The sequence below is a fragment of the Streptomyces sp. genome, from assembly GCF_031181705.1.
Classification (GTDB): domain Bacteria; phylum Actinomycetota; class Actinomycetes; order Streptomycetales; family Streptomycetaceae; genus Streptomyces.
Map to the genome: position 1 here is coordinate 1 of NZ_JAPSKN010000029.1, position 15,782 is coordinate 15,782.

14 protein-coding genes are annotated in these 15,782 nt (G+C 74.8%); 11 read left to right on the forward strand and 3 right to left on the reverse strand.

The window, feature by feature from the left end; translation table 11 throughout:
- Positions 1-30 precede the first annotated feature (30 nt).
- Positions 31-774 (reverse strand): SDR family oxidoreductase, encoded by a 744-nt coding sequence (locus RIN80_RS08775; RefSeq protein WP_309094951.1) that lies wholly within the window; start codon positions 772-774, stop codon positions 31-33.
- 172 nt (positions 775-946) lie between these two features.
- Here RIN80_RS08775 and RIN80_RS08780 point away from each other — a divergent pair, with 172 nt between their 5' ends.
- Positions 947-1,573 carry a dihydrofolate reductase family protein gene (locus tag RIN80_RS08780; protein WP_309094952.1) on the forward strand — a complete coding sequence of 209 codons (627 nt, stop codon included), beginning with the start codon at positions 947-949 and terminating at the stop codon, positions 1,571-1,573.
- Between the two features lie 125 nt (positions 1,574-1,698).
- Positions 1,699-2,094: a ribonuclease domain-containing protein gene (locus RIN80_RS08785; protein ID WP_309094953.1), complete on the forward strand. Its 396-nt coding sequence runs from the start codon at positions 1,699-1,701 to the stop codon at positions 2,092-2,094.
- A 54-nt stretch (positions 2,095-2,148) separates the two neighbouring features.
- Here RIN80_RS08785 and RIN80_RS08790 read toward each other — a convergent pair whose 3' ends face one another.
- The gene (locus RIN80_RS08790; RefSeq protein WP_309094954.1) at positions 2,149-2,349 is read right to left on the reverse strand and encodes a hypothetical protein; all 201 of its coding nucleotides are present in this window, start codon (positions 2,347-2,349) and stop codon (positions 2,149-2,151) included.
- Between the two features lie 180 nt (positions 2,350-2,529).
- On the opposite strand from RIN80_RS08790, the gene RIN80_RS08795 reads away from it, so the two are divergent.
- Positions 2,530-3,804 carry a histidine kinase gene (locus RIN80_RS08795; RefSeq protein WP_309094955.1) on the forward strand — a complete coding sequence of 425 codons (1,275 nt, stop codon included), beginning with the start codon at positions 2,530-2,532 and terminating at the stop codon, positions 3,802-3,804.
- Positions 3,805-3,859: 55 nt separating this feature from the next.
- On the forward strand, positions 3,860-4,555 hold the full coding sequence (locus RIN80_RS08800; protein ID WP_309094956.1) for a response regulator transcription factor: 696 nt from the start codon (positions 3,860-3,862) through the stop codon (positions 4,553-4,555).
- 15 nt (positions 4,556-4,570) lie between these two features.
- Here the strand turns inward: RIN80_RS08800 and RIN80_RS08805 are convergent, their stop codons facing one another.
- Positions 4,571-5,590 (reverse strand): Gfo/Idh/MocA family oxidoreductase, encoded by a 1,020-nt coding sequence (locus tag RIN80_RS08805; protein WP_309094957.1) that lies wholly within the window; start codon positions 5,588-5,590, stop codon positions 4,571-4,573.
- Positions 5,591-5,718: 128 nt separating this feature from the next.
- On the opposite strand from RIN80_RS08805, the gene RIN80_RS08810 reads away from it, so the two are divergent.
- The 7 genes from RIN80_RS08810 to RIN80_RS08840 all read left to right on the forward strand — a co-directional run bounded on the left by RIN80_RS08810 (position 5,719) and on the right by RIN80_RS08840 (position 15,731).
- The gene (locus RIN80_RS08810) at positions 5,719-6,456 is read left to right on the forward strand and encodes a GntR family transcriptional regulator (protein ID WP_309094989.1); all 738 of its coding nucleotides are present in this window, start codon (positions 5,719-5,721) and stop codon (positions 6,454-6,456) included.
- Positions 6,457-6,574: 118 nt separating this feature from the next.
- The gene (locus tag RIN80_RS08815; RefSeq protein WP_309094958.1) at positions 6,575-7,723 is read left to right on the forward strand and encodes an ROK family glucokinase; all 1,149 of its coding nucleotides are present in this window, start codon (positions 6,575-6,577) and stop codon (positions 7,721-7,723) included.
- A complete protein-coding gene (locus tag RIN80_RS08820; RefSeq protein WP_309094959.1) occupies positions 7,720-8,301 on the forward strand; it encodes a sugar kinase in 582 nt (193 codons plus the stop codon). The genes RIN80_RS08815 and RIN80_RS08820 overlap by 4 nt, the downstream gene beginning before the upstream one ends.
- 85 nt (positions 8,302-8,386) lie before the next feature.
- Positions 8,387-11,215: a DEAD/DEAH box helicase gene (locus tag RIN80_RS08825; RefSeq protein ID WP_309094960.1), complete on the forward strand. Its 2,829-nt coding sequence runs from the start codon at positions 8,387-8,389 to the stop codon at positions 11,213-11,215.
- 623 nt (positions 11,216-11,838) lie between these two features.
- Positions 11,839-13,647, forward strand: a complete 1,809-nt coding sequence (locus RIN80_RS08830; protein WP_375141649.1) for an SWIM zinc finger family protein — start codon at positions 11,839-11,841, stop codon at positions 13,645-13,647.
- Positions 13,648-13,753: 106 nt separating this feature from the next.
- The gene (pcaC, locus tag RIN80_RS08835) at positions 13,754-15,061 is read left to right on the forward strand and encodes a 4-carboxymuconolactone decarboxylase (protein ID WP_309094962.1); all 1,308 of its coding nucleotides are present in this window, start codon (positions 13,754-13,756) and stop codon (positions 15,059-15,061) included.
- A gap of 34 nt (positions 15,062-15,095) precedes the next feature.
- A complete protein-coding gene (locus RIN80_RS08840; protein ID WP_309094963.1) occupies positions 15,096-15,731 on the forward strand; it encodes an MBL fold metallo-hydrolase in 636 nt (211 codons plus the stop codon).
- Positions 15,732-15,782 lie beyond the last annotated feature (51 nt).

Genomic DNA, 15,782 nt, shown 5'->3' on the forward strand with positions numbered 1-15,782 from the left:
GCCGTGCGCGCCGGACCGGCTGTCCGAGCGTCAGGCCGCGTGTCCGCCGTCCACGGCGAACTCCGCTCCCGTCACGAACGCCGCCCCCGCCAGGTACGCGACCGTCGACGCCACCTCCCCGGCCGTGCCGAAGCGGCCCAGTGCCGTCATCGCCGCCTGCCCGGCCGCGTAGGGGCCGTCCGCCGGGTTCATGTCCGTGTCGATCGGGCCGGGATGGACGAGGTTCGCCGTGATGCCCCGCCCGCCCAGCTCCCGGGCCAGCGCCTTCGTCAGGCCGGTCAGCGCGGCCTTGCTCATCGCGTAGAGCGTCCCGCCCGGACCCGGCACCCGCTGGGCCATGCAGCTGCCGACCGTGATGATCCGCCCGCCCTCGGGCATGATCGCGGCGGCCGCCTGGGAGGCCAGGAAGACGGCGCGCACGTTCACCGCGAGGACGCGGTCCACCTCCGTCAGGGACAGGGTCTCCAGCGGCCCGAGCACCCCCACGCCCGCGTTGTTCACCAGGATGTCGAGCCCGCCCAGCGCCTGTGCCGCCGCGTTCACGACGCCGGCGGCCTCGCCCGGGTCCGCCGCGTCCGCGCGCAGCGCCACCGCCCGGCGCCCCCGCGCCTCCACGGCCCGGACGACCTCCTCGGCCGCCTCCTTGCCGTGCACGTACCCGACCGCCACGTCGGCGCCCTCCAGGGCGAGCCGCACAGCCGCCGCCGCGCCGATGCCACGGCTCCCGCCGGTCACGAGAGCCACCTTGCCGTCAAGAGTTCCTCGAGAAGTCATGCCCCCATCCCAGCGGCCCGCCCCCGGCGGCGCTGGCGGCGAACGGACGTCGAACTCACGGGCCGCGGCGCACCGGACGGCCCAGCGATGAGTTGCGGGGACCGGCGGGGTCTGAACCGATGACACCAGGGCCTCGGCGCCCCGCTCGGAACCCGGAAGGAAGAAACCCGCCATGGGCAAGCTCGTCTCCACCCTCTTCATCACCCTCGACGGCGTCTACCAGGCCCCCGGCGGCCCGCAGGAGGACACCCGCGGCGGCTTCACCCACGGCGGCTGGAGCTTCCCGTACGCCGACGAGGACTTCGGCCGGTTCATCAACGAGGTGTTCGCCCGCCCGGCCGCCTTCCTGCTGGGCCGCCGTACCTACGACATCTTCGCCACGTACTGGCCGAAGGTGACCGACCCCGCCGACCCGGTCGCCTCCAAGCTCAACTCCCTGCCGAAGTACGTCCCCTCCTCCACCCTGACCGACCCCGGGTGGACCGGCACCACCGTGCTTGCCGGCGATCCCGCCGAGGAGGTCACCGCCCTGAAGGAGCGCACCGACGGCGAGATCCAGGTGCACGGCAGCGGGGCCCTGGTCCGCTCCCTGCTGGCGCTCGGCCTCGTCGACACCCTCCACCTGCTGACCTTCCCGGTCGTGCTCGGCTCGGGCTTCCGCCTGTTCCCGGAGGGCGCCGTGCCGACGGCCTTCGAGCACGCCGGAGGGAGCGTCACCGGCGCTGGCGTCTCGGTGCAGACGTACGACGTGGCGGGCCGCCCCCAGTACGGCGAGTTCGCACTGCCCGAGGACGCCTAGGGGCGCGCACGGCACCGCACGGCGCCGGACGGCAGGTTAACGTCCCGCGAACTCATCCGGCGTGACGGGAAATTGTGCCTTCTTGTCATTGACATGCCACTGTCTACGCGCGTCATCATGAGCGCATGATTTTCCCCCCACGCGCCTCACGGCTCGGCGCAGCAGCCGCCCTTCTGTCCGCTCTCCTCGTCGGCGGTGCCGTCACCGCCCCCACCGCCGGCGCGGCCGCCACCGCCGTCGGTGACATCTGCTACAGCGCCCTGCCGTCCCAGGCCCACGACACGCTCGACCTGATCGAGCAGGGCGGCCCCTACCCGTTCGACCAGGACGGCACCGTCTTCCAGAACCGGGAAGGCATCCTGCCCACGCAGTCGTCCGGCTACTACCACGAGTACACGGTCATCACCCCGGGCTCCTCCACCCGCGGCGCCCGGCGCATCGTCACCGGCGAGCGGAGCCAGGAGGACTACTACACGGCCGACCACTACGCGTCGTTCGACCTGGTCGACCACGGCTGCTGAACCGGGCCCCTCCCCGGCGCACGCCGGCCGGAAGTCCGTCGCGTCCGGCGGACCTCACACGGACTTCCGGCTCCCGGCCGCCGCGAACAGGGCGACGCCCAGCACCAGCAGGGCGACGCTCGCGTAGACCTCGTGGCCGTCGAGGAACCCCAGGCGCTGTACGAGGCCCCAGTCCCAGTCGGTGAACTCGTGCACCAGGCCCGCCACGCCCTGCACCAGGGCGAGGAAGCCGAAAATCTCCAGTACCTGCTTCATGCCTCACGACCCTCGCCCCGCGGACCCCCCACCCACATCGGTCGCGGGGCGGGCATCCCCCGACGGAAGTCCCCGTTCCGGCCGGACGGTCACGCCGAAAGTCTGCGCCGGGGCGACTTTGGTCGACGATCCCGCCCGCGCGGCCGTGGAGCGGGCCAGGGCTGCGTAGATTTGTCGACCGTGGATGGTGAGAACGCCGGGCGGACCGGCCCGGTGCCGACCGGGGAGACACCGGCGCTCTTCACCGGACCCCGGTGGTACTTCCCCTCCGCCCTGCTGCACGAGCTGGACCCCGACGCCGCCGGGACCCGGCGGCGGCCCCGGCGCACCGCCCGCGACTGGGTCGTGGACTTCTCCTGCTTCCTGCTCGCGGTGATCGTGGGCGCGACGGCCCTCGACGCGCTCCAGCAGAACCCGCACGTCCCGCCGGGGCTCGCCGTCGTCGACCAGGTGGTGGGCGCGCTGGCCTGCGCGGCGGTCTGGCTGCGGCGCCGCTGGCCGCTGGGGCTGGCCGTGGCGATGGTCCCCGTCACCTTCGTCTCGGACACCGCGGGCGGCGCCGGCGTCATCGCGCTGTTCACCCTGGCCGTGCACCGCCCCTTCCGGTACGCGGCCTGGGTGGGCGGCGTCAACACGGCGCTGGTTCCCCTCTACTACTGGCTGCGCCCCGACGCGGAAGTCTCCTACCTGGTGATCGTGCCGTTCGCCATGCTGCTCACCGTGGCGATCATCGGCTGGGGCATGTTCGTGCGGGCCAAGCGGCAGCTCATGGTCAGCCTCAGGGACCGCACGCGGCGGGCCGAGACGGAGGCGCGGCTGCGGGCCGAGCAGGCGCAGCGGCTCGCCCGGGAGGCCATCGCGCGCGAGATGCACGACGTGCTCGCGCACCGGCTGACCCTGCTCAGCGTGCACGCGGGCGCACTGGAGTTCCGGCCGGACGCGCCCCCGGCGGAGACGGCGCGGGCGGCCGGCGTGATCCGGGAGAGCGCGCACGAGGCGCTGCAGGACCTGCGGGAGATCATCGGCGTGCTGCGCGCGGCCGAGCCGGACGACAGCGGCCGGCCGCAGCCGACGCTCGGGGCGCTGGACACACTCGTCGCCGAGTCCCGGGAAGCCGGTATGAAGGTCTGCCTCGACCTCCGTGTCGACGACCCGGCCGCCGCCCCCTCCTCCGTCGGCCGCACCGCCTACCGGATCGCCCAGGAGGGCCTGACCAACGCCCGCAAGCACGCCCCCGGCACCGAGGTCACGGTCTCGGTCGCCGGCGCGCCGGGCGACGGCCTCACCGTCCGCGTGCGCAACCCGGCCCCCGAAGGGGAGGTGCCCCCCGTGCCCGGCTCCGGGCAGGGCCTGATCGGCCTGACGGAACGGGCGACCCTCGCGGGCGGCCGCCTGGAGCACGGCCCCACGCCGCAGGGCGGGTTCGAGGTGCGGGCCTGGCTGCCGTGGGGCTGAGGGGTGATCGCCGTTCCCGCCCTGCTTCCGCGGCAGCCGTGATTACGTAAGGGCCATGACTGCGATCAGACTCCTCCTCGTCGACGACGATCCGCTGGTGCGGGCCGGGCTGTCCCTGATGCTGGGCGGGGCCGACGACATCGAGATCGTCGGCGAGGCCGCCGACGGCGGCGAGGTGGAGTCCCTCGTCGACCGCACCCGCCCCGACGTCGTGCTCATGGACATCCGGATGCCGACGGTGGACGGACTCACCGCCACCGAGCTGCTGCGCGCCCGCGCGGAGGGACCGCAGGTGATCGTCCTCACGACGTTCCACGCCGACGAGCAGGTGCTGCGGGCCCTGCGCGCGGGCGCCGCCGGGTTCGTCCTCAAGGACACCCCGCCCGCCGAGATCCTCGCGGCGGTGCGCCGCGTCGCGGCCGGTGACCCGGTCCTGTCGCCCACGGTCACCCGCCAGCTCGTGCGGCACGCCGTCGGCAGCGCCGCCGACACCCGCCGCACGCGCGCACGCGCGCGCCTGGACTGCCTCAACGACCGTGAGCGCGAGGTCGCCGTCGCGGTCGGCCGGGGCCTGTCCAACGCCGACATCGCCGCCGGCCTGTTCATGAGCGTCGCCACCGTCAAGACGCACGTCTCGCGCATCCTGGCCAAGCTCGGCCTGAACAACCGCGTGCAGATCGCGCTGCTCGCCTACGACGCGGGCCTCCTCGACGAAGGGGCCGAGGGCACCGAGGAGCAGGCGGACAGCTGAGGGGCCGGGGGCCGGTCAGGCGAACGCGGCGGCCCCGCCGGGGATCTCCGCGAGCCGCACCGGCCTGCGCTCCCGGCGCGACACCTCGCACGCCTCGGCGACCCGCAGCGCCTGCAGGGCCTCCCGCCCGTCGCAGGGGTTGGCCCGCTCGCCCCGGACGACCTCCACGAACGCGTTCAGCTCCGCCTCGTAGGCCGGGCCGAAGCGCTCCAGGAAGCCCGTCCAGGGCTTGTCCGCGGCCGGCGGCCCGGTCGGCTCGGTCGACGCGATCGGCGTACGGTCGTCCAGCCCCACCACGATCTGGTCGTGCTCCCCGGCCAGTTCCATGCGCACGTCGTAGCCCGCCCCGTTCATCCGGGCACCGGTGACCGTGGCGAGCGTGCCGTCGTCGAGGGTGAGCAGCGCCGCGCCGGTGTCGACGTCCCCGGCCTCGCGGAACATCGCGGGTCCGGCGTCCGACCCGGCGGCGTACGCGTCCGCCACCTCCCGGCCCGTCACCCAGCGCAGCACGTCGAAGTCGTGGATCAGGGTGTCCCGGTACAGCCCGCCGGACACCGGCAGCCACGCGGCCGGCGGCGGTGCCTGGTCGCTGGTCAGCGCCCGCACGGTGTGCAGCCGTCCCAGCCGGCCCGCGCGCACGGCCTCGCGGGCACCCGCGTAACCCGGGTCGAAGCGGCGCTGGAAGCCCATCTGCAGCACGGTCCCGGCCGTCTCGACCTCGGCGATCGCGCTCAGCGTCCCCGGCAGGTCCAGCGCGATGGGCTTCTCGCAGAACACGGGCAGGCCCGAGCGTGCTGCCCGACCGATCAGTTCGGCGTGGGCCGACGTGGCCGTCGTGATCACCACGGCGTCGACGCCCCAGCGGAAGATCTCCTCCACGCCGGGGGCCGCCGTCTCACCCAGGCGGTGCGCCAGGTCCTGGGCCCGCCCGGGTTCCGCGTCCGTGAGGATCAAGGACCCCACGTCACGGTGCCTGCTGAGGGTGTTCGCGTGGATCGTGCCGATGCGGCCCGTACCGATGACGCCGATGCGCATGGAAACAACGTGCGTGCCCAGCCCTCCGCTGTCAATCTGTATGTCCGGACAATCTGACTACACAACTTCCCGTCAACAACGCGCGGAGCTACGCTCAGCGCGTGCCGAAACCAGAAGTGGACCCGACCGTGCAGCTAGAGCTCAGCGTGGACCGCAGTTCCCCCGTGCCGTTGTACTTCCAGCTGTCCCAGCAGCTGGAGGCCGCGATCGAGCACGGCACGCTGACGCCCGGCAGCCTGCTGGGCAACGAGATCGAGCTCGCCGCCCGGCTCGGGCTGTCCCGGCCGACCGTCCGCCAGGCCATCCAGTCGCTCGTCGACAAGGGCCTCCTCGTGCGCCGCCGCGGCGTCGGCACCCAGGTCGTGCACAGCCAGGTCAAGCGCCCGCTGGAGCTCAGCAGCCTCTACGACGACCTGGAGGCGGCGGGCCAGCGCCCCGCCACCAAGGTCCTCGTCAACACGGTCGTACCCGCCTCCGCCGAGGTCGCCGCCGCCCTCGGGGTCACCGAGGACAGCGACGTCCACCGCGTGGAACGCCTCCGCCTCGCCCACGGCGAGCCCATGGCCCACCTCTGCAACTTCCTGCCCCCCGGCCTGATCGACCTCGACACCGGCCAGCTGGAGTCGACGGGCCTGTACCGCCTGATGCGCGCGGCGGGCATCACGCTCCACAGCGCCCGCCAGTCCATCGGCGCCCGGGCGGCGAACCAGGCGGAGGCCGAGCGCCTGGCCGAGGAGCCGGGCGCCCCGCTGCTCACCATGCAACGCGTCACGTTCGACGACACCGGCCGCGCGGTCGAGTACGGAACGCACACCTACCGCCCCACGCGCTATTCCTTCGAGTTCCAGTTGCTCGTGCGGTCGTGAGCCGGTTCCAGGAGCGCGGGGAACTGCGCGACGAGCCCTCACGCACCCGCACCCGGCGATGATCCGCACCACCCCTCTGCTCCGCACCCCGCCTCCCCGTGAGGCAGAATCGGCGGCGATGAGCACCTATCGCGACTTCACCGCCCCCATCGGTTCCCGCCGTGCCACCGTGCTCCGCACCGTCGGCACCCGGGAGCGCCGCTCGCACCTGACGGCACCCCGCGTGCCCACGGTCGGCATCGACATCGGCGGTACGAAGGTGATGGCGGGCGTCGTCGACGCCGACGGCAACATCCTGGAGAAGCTCCGCACGGAGACCCCGGACAAGTCCAAGAGCCCCAAGGTCGTCGAGGACACCATCGCCGAGCTGGTCCTGGACCTCTCCGACCGGCACGACGTGCACGCCGTCGGCATCGGAGCGGCCGGCTGGGTCGACGCCGACCGCAACCGCGTGCTGTTCGCCCCCCACCTGTCCTGGCGCAACGAACCGCTGCGCGACCGCCTCGCCAGCCGGCTGTCCGTCCCGGTGCTCGTCGACAACGACGCCAACACCGCCGCCTGGGCCGAGTGGCGCTTCGGCGCCGGCCGCGGCGAGGACCACCTGGTCATGATCACGCTGGGCACGGGCATCGGCGGCGCCATCCTGGAGGACGGCCAGGTCAAGCGCGGCAAGTACGGAGTCGCCGGCGAGTTCGGCCACATGCAGGTCGTGCCCGGCGGCCACCGCTGCCCGTGCGGCAACCGCGGCTGCTGGGAGCAGTACAGCTCCGGCAACGCCCTGGTCCGCGAGGCCCGCGAGCTGGCCGCCGCCGACTCCCCGGTCGCGTACGGGATCATCGAGCACGTCAAGGGCAGCATCGGCGACATCACCGGCCCGATGATCACCGAGCTGGCCCGCGACGGCGACGCCATGTGCATCGAACTCCTCCAGGACATCGGCCAGTGGCTCGGCGTCGGCATCGCCAACCTCGCCGCCGCCCTCGACCCGTCCTGCTTCGTGATCGGCGGCGGCGTCTCGGCCGCCGACGACCTGCTGATCGGCCCCGCCCGGGACGCCTTCAAACGGCACCTCACCGGCCGCGGCTACCGCCCCGAGGCCCGCATCGTCCGCGCCCAGCTCGGCCCCGAGGCCGGCATGGTCGGCGCCGCCGACCTCGCCCGGCTCGTCGCCCGCCGCTTCCGCCGCGCCAAGCGCCGCCGCGTGGAGCGCTTCGAGCGCTACGAGCGGTACACGCAGTCGCTGCGCAGCAGCCAGGAGACGCTGTGACCGCATCCCTGCCCCACCAGGGCCCCTGGCCCGGCGGACCGGACCGCCCGGTCGAGGACCGCCGCCACATGATCCGCCGCAGGGCGCTCACCCTGCTGATCATCGTGCTGCTCATCGGCATCCCGGCCGGCTACCTGGTGATCTCCGCCAACCAGAGCCGCGACAGCGGCAAGGACAAGGAGGCCAAGTACTCGGCGACCGGCCTCACCGAGGGCTGGCCCTCCAAGCTCCAGCGCCGCATCTACCAGGTGCCGATCCCGCACCCGGCCTGGCACGTGGCGTACTACGAGACCAACAACTGGAAGACCAGCCGCCTCTACGCCCAGTTCGAGACCAACACGGCCGGTCTGGACGCCTATCTGACGGGCCTCGGCATGACCCGCGCGGACCTGCGCAAGGGCGACATCACCATCGGCGCCCGCGACCGCAAGATCACCGGCTGGAAGTTCCCCGGGGGCGACGCGTGGTACGGCTTCGTCCACCGGCAGAAGAACCCGGCCCCCACGCACGACGTCGTCGTCGACCTGTCCAACCCGGCGTACCCGTGGGTGTACGTCGTGTCCCGGACCGTGCCCTGAGCCCGCCGCCGGGACCGGTTGTCAGACCCCGCCCGTAGAGTCGGAGACAACTGATCCGACAGGCGGGCGGGAGGTGGCAGGACGTATGGGCGACACGGCTGTGACGGCCGAGCGGGCGGACGACGCGACGGCCCCGGCCCGGCTCCCGGCCGTCTTCCTGCCCGCGCCTCTCCCACGCGACGGACGTGTCGCCTTCTGGGACCCCGCCGGCGAGCCACTGCCCGCCGACGCCACGGAACTGACCGTCGTGCGACGCCACGGGACGGGCATCCGGCGGCACACCACCCCCGCGCTGTCCCTCCCGCTGGAGACGGCCCTGCCCCTGCTGGTGCGCGCCCGGCATGACCCGACGGCCCACCCCGCCACCGCCTGCTGGGGCGCCGCCGCCCTGCACGCCCTGCGGCTGACCGCCCGCGGCCGGCTGCTGCCCGGCCTCACCGCCACGGGACACGACGCCTGGCGCGCGGGCCCCCTCGACCCGGACGACATCGCCCACCTGCGCGCGATCGCCGCCGCCCTGCCCCACGAAGGCCACGCGGTCCCGCTGCCCGGCCCGGGCCCGATCCGCCTGCCCGAGCCGGAAGCGCTCGTGCGCGCCTTTTTGGACGCGGTCGCCGACACGCTGCCGCGCACCCCGGCCGCCCCCCACGCCACCGGCCGGCCCTTCGCCGCCCGCGTCGCCACGCACCTGCCCGGCGCCCACGACTGGGCCGCCGAGGTCGCCGCCGGCATGGACGCCGGCGTGCGCATCTCGCTCCGCCTGGACCTCACGGCCTACGACCTGTTCGACGGCGCCCCCGACGGCGGCACGCGCGGCGCCGGCGCGGCCGTCGTCCAGGTGCACAGCCTCGCCGACCCCACCCTCGTGGCCGACGCGGCGGCCCTGTGGGCGGGCGAGACCGACGACGCTTTCGGCCCCCGCGCGCGCGTGGACGCGGCCCTCGCCGTCCGCCGCGCCGCCCGGGTCTGGCCGCCGCTGGACCGGCTCTCCGAGCAGGCCGTGCCCGACGTGCTGGCCCTGAGCGAGGAAGAGGTGAGCGACCTGCTCGGGATCGCCGCCACCCGGCTCGCCGCGGCCGGCGTCGCCGTGCACTGGCCGAGGGACCTCGCGCAGGACCTGTCCGCCACCGCGGTGGTCCGCCCCGCGCCCGGCTCGGCGACCGACGGCACCGGCTTCTTCGAGAGCGAGGACCTCCTCGGCTTCCGCTGGCAGCTCGCGCTCGGCGGCGACCCGCTCACCGACGCCGAGATGGACGCCCTCGCCGAGGCGCACCGGCCGGTCGTCCGGCTGCGCGACCGCTGGGTGCTGGTCGACCCGGCCCTCGTCCGCAAGGCCCGCAAGCGCGACCTCGGGCTGCTCGACCCGGTGGACGCGCTGTCCGTCGCCCTCACCGGCACGGCCGAGGTGGACGGCGAGACGGTGGAGGCCGTCCCGGTCGGCGCCCTGGCCGCCCTGCGCGACCGCCTCACCGCCGGCATCCGCCCGGCCGATCCGCCGCCCGGCCTGCACGCCACCCTGCGCGACTACCAGCTGCGCGGCCTGGCCTGGCTCGACCTGATGACCTCCCTCGGCCTCGGCGGCTGCCTCGCCGACGACATGGGCCTCGGCAAGACCGTCACGCTCATCGCGCTCCACCTCAAGCGGGCCCGCCGCGAACCGACCCTGGTCGTCTGCCCCGCCTCCCTGCTCGGCAACTGGCAGCGCGAGATCAACCGCTTCGCCCCCGGCGTCCCCGTCCGCCGCTTCCACGGACCCGACCGCAGCCTGTCCGGCCTGGCCGGCGGTTTCGTCCTCACCACGTACGGCACGATGCGCTCGGCCGCCCCCGCCCTGGCCGAGCAGGCCTGGGGCATGGTCGTCGCCGACGAGGCGCAGCACGTCAAGAACCCCTACTCGGCCACGGCCAAGGCGCTGCGCACCATCCCCGCCCCCGCCCGGGTCGCCCTCACGGGCACGCCCGTCGAGAACAACCTCTCGGAGCTGTGGGCCCTGCTCGACTGGACGACCCCGGGCCTGCTCGGCCCGCTGAAGTCCTTCCGCGCCCGGCACGCCCGGGCCGTGGAGACCGGCGAGGACGAGCAGGCGGTGGAGCGTCTGGCCCGTCTGGTCCGCCCCTTCCTGCTGCGCCGCAGGAAGTCCGACCCCGGCATCGTCCCCGAACTGCCGCCCAAGACCGAGACCGACCACCCGGTCCCGCTCACCCGCGAACAGGCCGCGCTGTACGAGGCGGTGGTGCGCGAGTCGATGCTCGCCATCGAGACGTCCGAGGGCATGGCGCGCCGCGGCCTGGTGCTGAAACTGCTGACGTCGCTGAAGCAGATCTGCGACCATCCCGCGCTGTACCTGAAGGAGGAGCACGCACCGCCGGGCGACCGGCTCGCCGCCCGCTCCGGCAAACTCGCCCTGCTGGACGAGCTGCTGGACACGCTGCTCGCCGAGGACGGCTCCGCCCTGGTCTTCACGCAGTACGTCGGGATGGCCCGCCTGATCACCTCCCACCTGGCCGTCCGCGCGGTCCCGGTCGACCTCCTGCACGGCGGCACCCCGGTCCCGGAGCGAGAGCGCATGGTCGACCGCTTCCAGGCCGGCTCGACCCCGGTCCTGGTCCTGTCCCTGAAGGCGGCGGGCACCGGCCTGAACCTCACCCGCGCGGGCCACGTCGTGCACTTCGACCGCTGGTGGAACCCGGCCGTCGAGGAACAGGCCACCGACCGCGCCTACCGCATCGGCCAGACCCAGCCGGTCCAGGTCCACCGCCTCATCACCGAGGGCACGGTCGAGGACCGCATCGCCGAGATGCTCCAGGCCAAGCGGGCCCTCGCCGACGCGATCCTCGGCTCCGGCGAGTCGGCCCTCACCGAGCTGACCGACCGCGAGCTGTCGGACCTGGTCTCCCTGCGGAGGTCGTCATGAGCCCGCGCCCGGCCGACGAGGCCCGCCGCGCCCTGCGCGAGGCCAGGTCCCGGGCGGCCCAGGACCCCTGCACGACACCGTCGCCCGGCGGCGAGTCCCCGGGCCGGCAGACCCCGCGCCCCGGGGACGCCGCCCGTGAGGCGCTGCGGAGGGCGGTGTCGGAGCAGCGGGGGAGTGGCCGGGGCGACGACGACCCGCCGGGCGAGGAGCCTGCGGCGCGGGACACCGGGGCGGGCCAGGACACCGGCGCGGCCGGAAGCGGTACGGAGCCGGAAGCGTTCACCGGCCCGCAGGAGAGCCCTGCCGGGACCGACCCGGCCCACGCGCCCGCAACGGCGGCGGCGGAGGAGGAGGAACGGACTCCGAGCGCTGAGGCCGACCGGCCCGGGCCCCGCGCCGCGGACGTCGCACGCGAGGCGCTGCGCGCGGCCCGCGAGGACGCGCGGCGGGCCCGGGAGGAGACCGAGCGGGAAGGCGCCCGACGCAGGCGCCGGGCCCGGCAGAAAGCCGTGGACGACAGGGCGGCGGCAGTACGCCGGGCGCGTGACCACGGCACGGGCGAAGCCACTGACGTCGTACGGCGGCTGCTGTCGGACGCGTTCCGGTTGCCGCACCTGCCGGACCTGCCGGACGAGCCGGAGAGGGCGTCCTCCGACCGCGCGGAGAGGGCAGGACAGGAAAGGACGCCCTCACGCGTGCCCGAGTTGCGCCACGGGCATGCCGGCAGGGAGCCGGAGCCGGAGCCGGAGCCGGAGCCGGAGCCCGAGGACGTGGCGCCCTCGTCGTCTCCCTCGTCACCTCCCGCCGCGGCCGGGGCGGCCCGGGACGGCACTCCGGACGCCGAGCCCGCGCCGACGCCGCCGGCCACCCCGCTGCACGCTCCCGGGACCGGTGCCCCGGCCGCGCCGGCCACGACCCCTGCCCGAACCCCCGAAGCAGGCCCTTCGGTGACTCCGGCCCCGGAACAACGGGATCCTTCGGCGACTCCGGCCTCGGAAAGGGGCCAGGCCCGTGCATCCGACGCCGCTGTGCCCCCGGCCTCGTCCCCCCACGCCCCGTCGGCCGCCGTCCGCCCGGCACCCACGCACCCCGTCACACCCGACCCCACTCCGACCCCGGCCCACCCAACCCCCCGCACGGCCGCCGGGGCGAACCCCCGCACCACCCCCCGCACCATGGCCGCCCCCGACCGCGACAGTGACCTCCGCCGCACGTTCCCGGCCTTCCCGGCCAGGGAGGGCGACCGGTTCGCCGAGAGCTGGTGGGGGAACGCCTGGGTCTCCGCGCTGGAACAGGGCGCGCTGGACGTCAAGCGGCTGGAGCGCGGCCGCGGGTACGCCGAGCAGGGACACGTGGACGCCATCACGGTGACGCCCGGCCTCGTGCTCGCGTACGTGCAGGGCAGCCGCCCCCGGCCGTACCGCGTCCAGGTGCGTCTGCGCACCCTCGGCGACTCCGACTGGGACCGCTTCCTGGACGCCGCCGCCGACCGGCCCGGAGACATCGCGGCGCTGCTCGACAAGGAGATGCCCCCGTCACTGGCCCACGGCGGCGTACCCCTGCTGCCCGGCCCCGGTGATCTGGAGCCCCGGTGCAGCTGCCCCGACCGCGGCCACCCCTGCAAGCACGCCGCCGCCCTCTGCTACCAGACCGCCCGGCTGCTCGACGCCGACCCGTTCGTGCTGCTCCTGCTGCGCGGCCGGGGCGAGCGGGAGCTGCTCGACGCGCTGTCCCGGCTGAGCGCCACCCGCGCGGCGCGCGCCGCGCAGGACAAGGAACCGGCACCGCTCCCCGGCGTGCGGGCCAAGGAGGCGCTGCAGCCGCGCGCCCTGCCGCCCCTACCCGCGCCCCTGCCCCCGCCCGCGCACCCGGAGCAGCCCCCGGCCTACCCGGCGTCCCCCGGCGGCCCGGACCCCTTCGCCCTGGACCAGCTGGCCACGGACGCCGCCGCCCGGGCGCACGCCCTCCTCACCACGGGCCGTGACCCGGTCGGGCAGCTGACGTTCTGGCAGGACGCGGTCCGCCTGGCCGCGGCCCGCCCCGGCTCGGGACTCACCGCCGGCACCCGGGCGCTCTACTCCGCCCTCGCCTCCGCGGCCGGCCGCACGCCCTCCGACCTGGCCCGCGCGGTCGCCGCCTGGCGGCAGGGCGGGCTCGAGGGCCTCGCCGTACTGGAGGAGCCCTGGGACCCGCCGGCCGGGCGGTTCGACCGGGCCCGCCCCCTGCTCCTCGCCGCCGACCTCCCCGCGTTCCGCCCCTGGCGCAACCACCTCACGCACCCCCACGGCCACCTCCAACTGCGCCTCGGCCGCGACGGCCTGTGGTACGCGTACGAATCCGAGCCGGGCCGCGACGACTGGTGGCCGCGCGGCACCCCCGACCTGGACCCGGTCGGCGCCCTGACAGGCCTCGGCCTGACAGGCGACCTCTGACGCCGTCCCGCCCGCCCGACCGCCGAGCCCACCGGTGGGACCGCTCCGGCCGGTGTCCAGCCCCCTCGTTTCAGGGGCGCTCGTCCTACGTGAGATGGTCTACGGCGTGAGTGAGACACCGTCGAACACCCTGCAGTACCGCTTTGACGGGCCGGAAGAGGCTCCCGTCCTGATCCTCGGTCCCTCACTGGGTACCACGTGGCACATGTGGGACCGCCAGGTCCCCGAGCTGATCAAGCAGTGGCGGGTCTTCCGGTTCGATCTGCCGGGCCACGGCGGCGCTCCCGCCTACCCGGCCGGTTCCGTCACCGACCTCACCACACGCCTGCTGGCCACCCTCGAAGCGCTCGGCGTGCACCGCTTCGGCTACGCGGGCTGCGCGCTCGGCGGCGCCGTCGGTATCGAGCTGGCCCTGCGCCATCCCGAGCGGCTCGCCTCCCTCGCGCTGATCGCGGCCTCCCCGCGCTTCGGCACGGCCGACGAGTTCCGGCAGCGTGGCGTGATCGTGCGGACCAACGGCCTCGACCCCATCGCCCGGACCGCGCCGGAACGCTGGTTCACCGGCGGGTTCGCCGCCGCGCAGCCCGCCATCACGGAGTGGGCCGTGCAGATGGTGCGCACCACCGACCCCGGCTGCTACATCGCCGCCTGCGAGGCGCTCGCCTCCTTCGACGTCCGCACCGAGCTCGGGCGCGTCGGCGTCCCCACCCTGGTCCTCGTCGGCTCGGACGACCAGGTCACCGGCCCCGCCGAGGCCCGCACCCTGGTCGCCGGCATCCCGGACGCCCGCCTCGCCGTCGTCCCCGGGGCCTCGCACCTGGTGCCGGTGGAGCAGCCCGCCGCCGTCACCGACCTGCTCGTGCGGCACTTCTCCACCGCCTGGCAGCCCGCCTTCGAGACCTCCACCGGCCAGACCGCGCTGCCCGCCGCCGGGCTCAAGCCGGTCCTGTCCCCGGCCCCGCCGCAGCCGCCGCAGACCGGCCCCGTCGCCGAGATCGCCCCGGTCGCCACCCCGCCGCAGGGGCAGGGGCGGCCCGACCCGTACGACGCCGGGATCAAGGTCCGCCGCGAGGTGCTCGGCGACGCCCACGTGGACCGGGCGCTGGCGCAGGCCGACGAGTTCTCGGGGGACTTCCAGGAGTTCGTCACCCGCTACGCCTGGGGCGAGATCTGGGACCGACCCGGCCTCGACCGGCGCACCCGCAGCTGCGTCACCCTCACCGCCCTGGTCGCCGGCGGACACCTGGACGAGCTGGCCTTCCACACCAGAGCCGCCCTGCGCAACGGCCTCACCCCCGATGAGATCAAGGAGGTGCTGCTCCAGGCGGCCGTCTACTGCGGCGTGCCCGCGGCGAACAGCGCCTTCAAGGTGGCCCAGCAGGTCATCCGCGAGGAGACCACGCCCCAGGAGTGAGTCCGCCGCGCACCGCGGAGGCAGGATGGAGACCATGAAGCTCACGAAGAAGTCGCACTCCTGTGTCCGCCTGGAGAAGGACGGCCGGACCCTCGTCCTCGACCCCGGCGCCTTCACCGAGGAGGACGCCGCGCTCGGCGCGGACGCGATCCTCGTCACCCACGAGCACCCCGACCACTTCGACGAGTCCCGGCTGCGCGCCGCGATGGAGGACAACCCGGCCGCCGAGATCTGGACCCTGCGGTCGGTCGCGGAGAAGCTCTCCTCCGCCTTCCCCGGCCGCGTCCACACCGTGGGTCACGGCGACACCTTCACCGCCGCCGGCTTCGACGTCCAGGTCCACGGGGAGCTGCACGCGGTGATCCACCCCGACATCCCGCGCATCACCAACGTCGGCTACCTCGTCGACGGCGGCAAGGTCTTCCACCCCGGCGACGCCCTCACGGTCCCCGACCAGCCGGTCGAGACGCTGATGCTGCCCGTCATGGCCCCCTGGAGCAAGATCTCCGAGGTCATCGACTACGTCCGCGAGGTGAAGCCGCACCGCGCCTACGACATCCACGACGCCCTCCTCACCGACCTGGCCCGCCCGGTCTACGACCGCCAGATCGGGCAGCTCGGCGGCTCGGAACACCTGCGGCTGACCCCCGGCGACTCCGCCGAGATCTAGGCCCCGGCGGCACCCGGCCGCGTTGTCACCCCCTCCGGGTAGGTTGTGAGG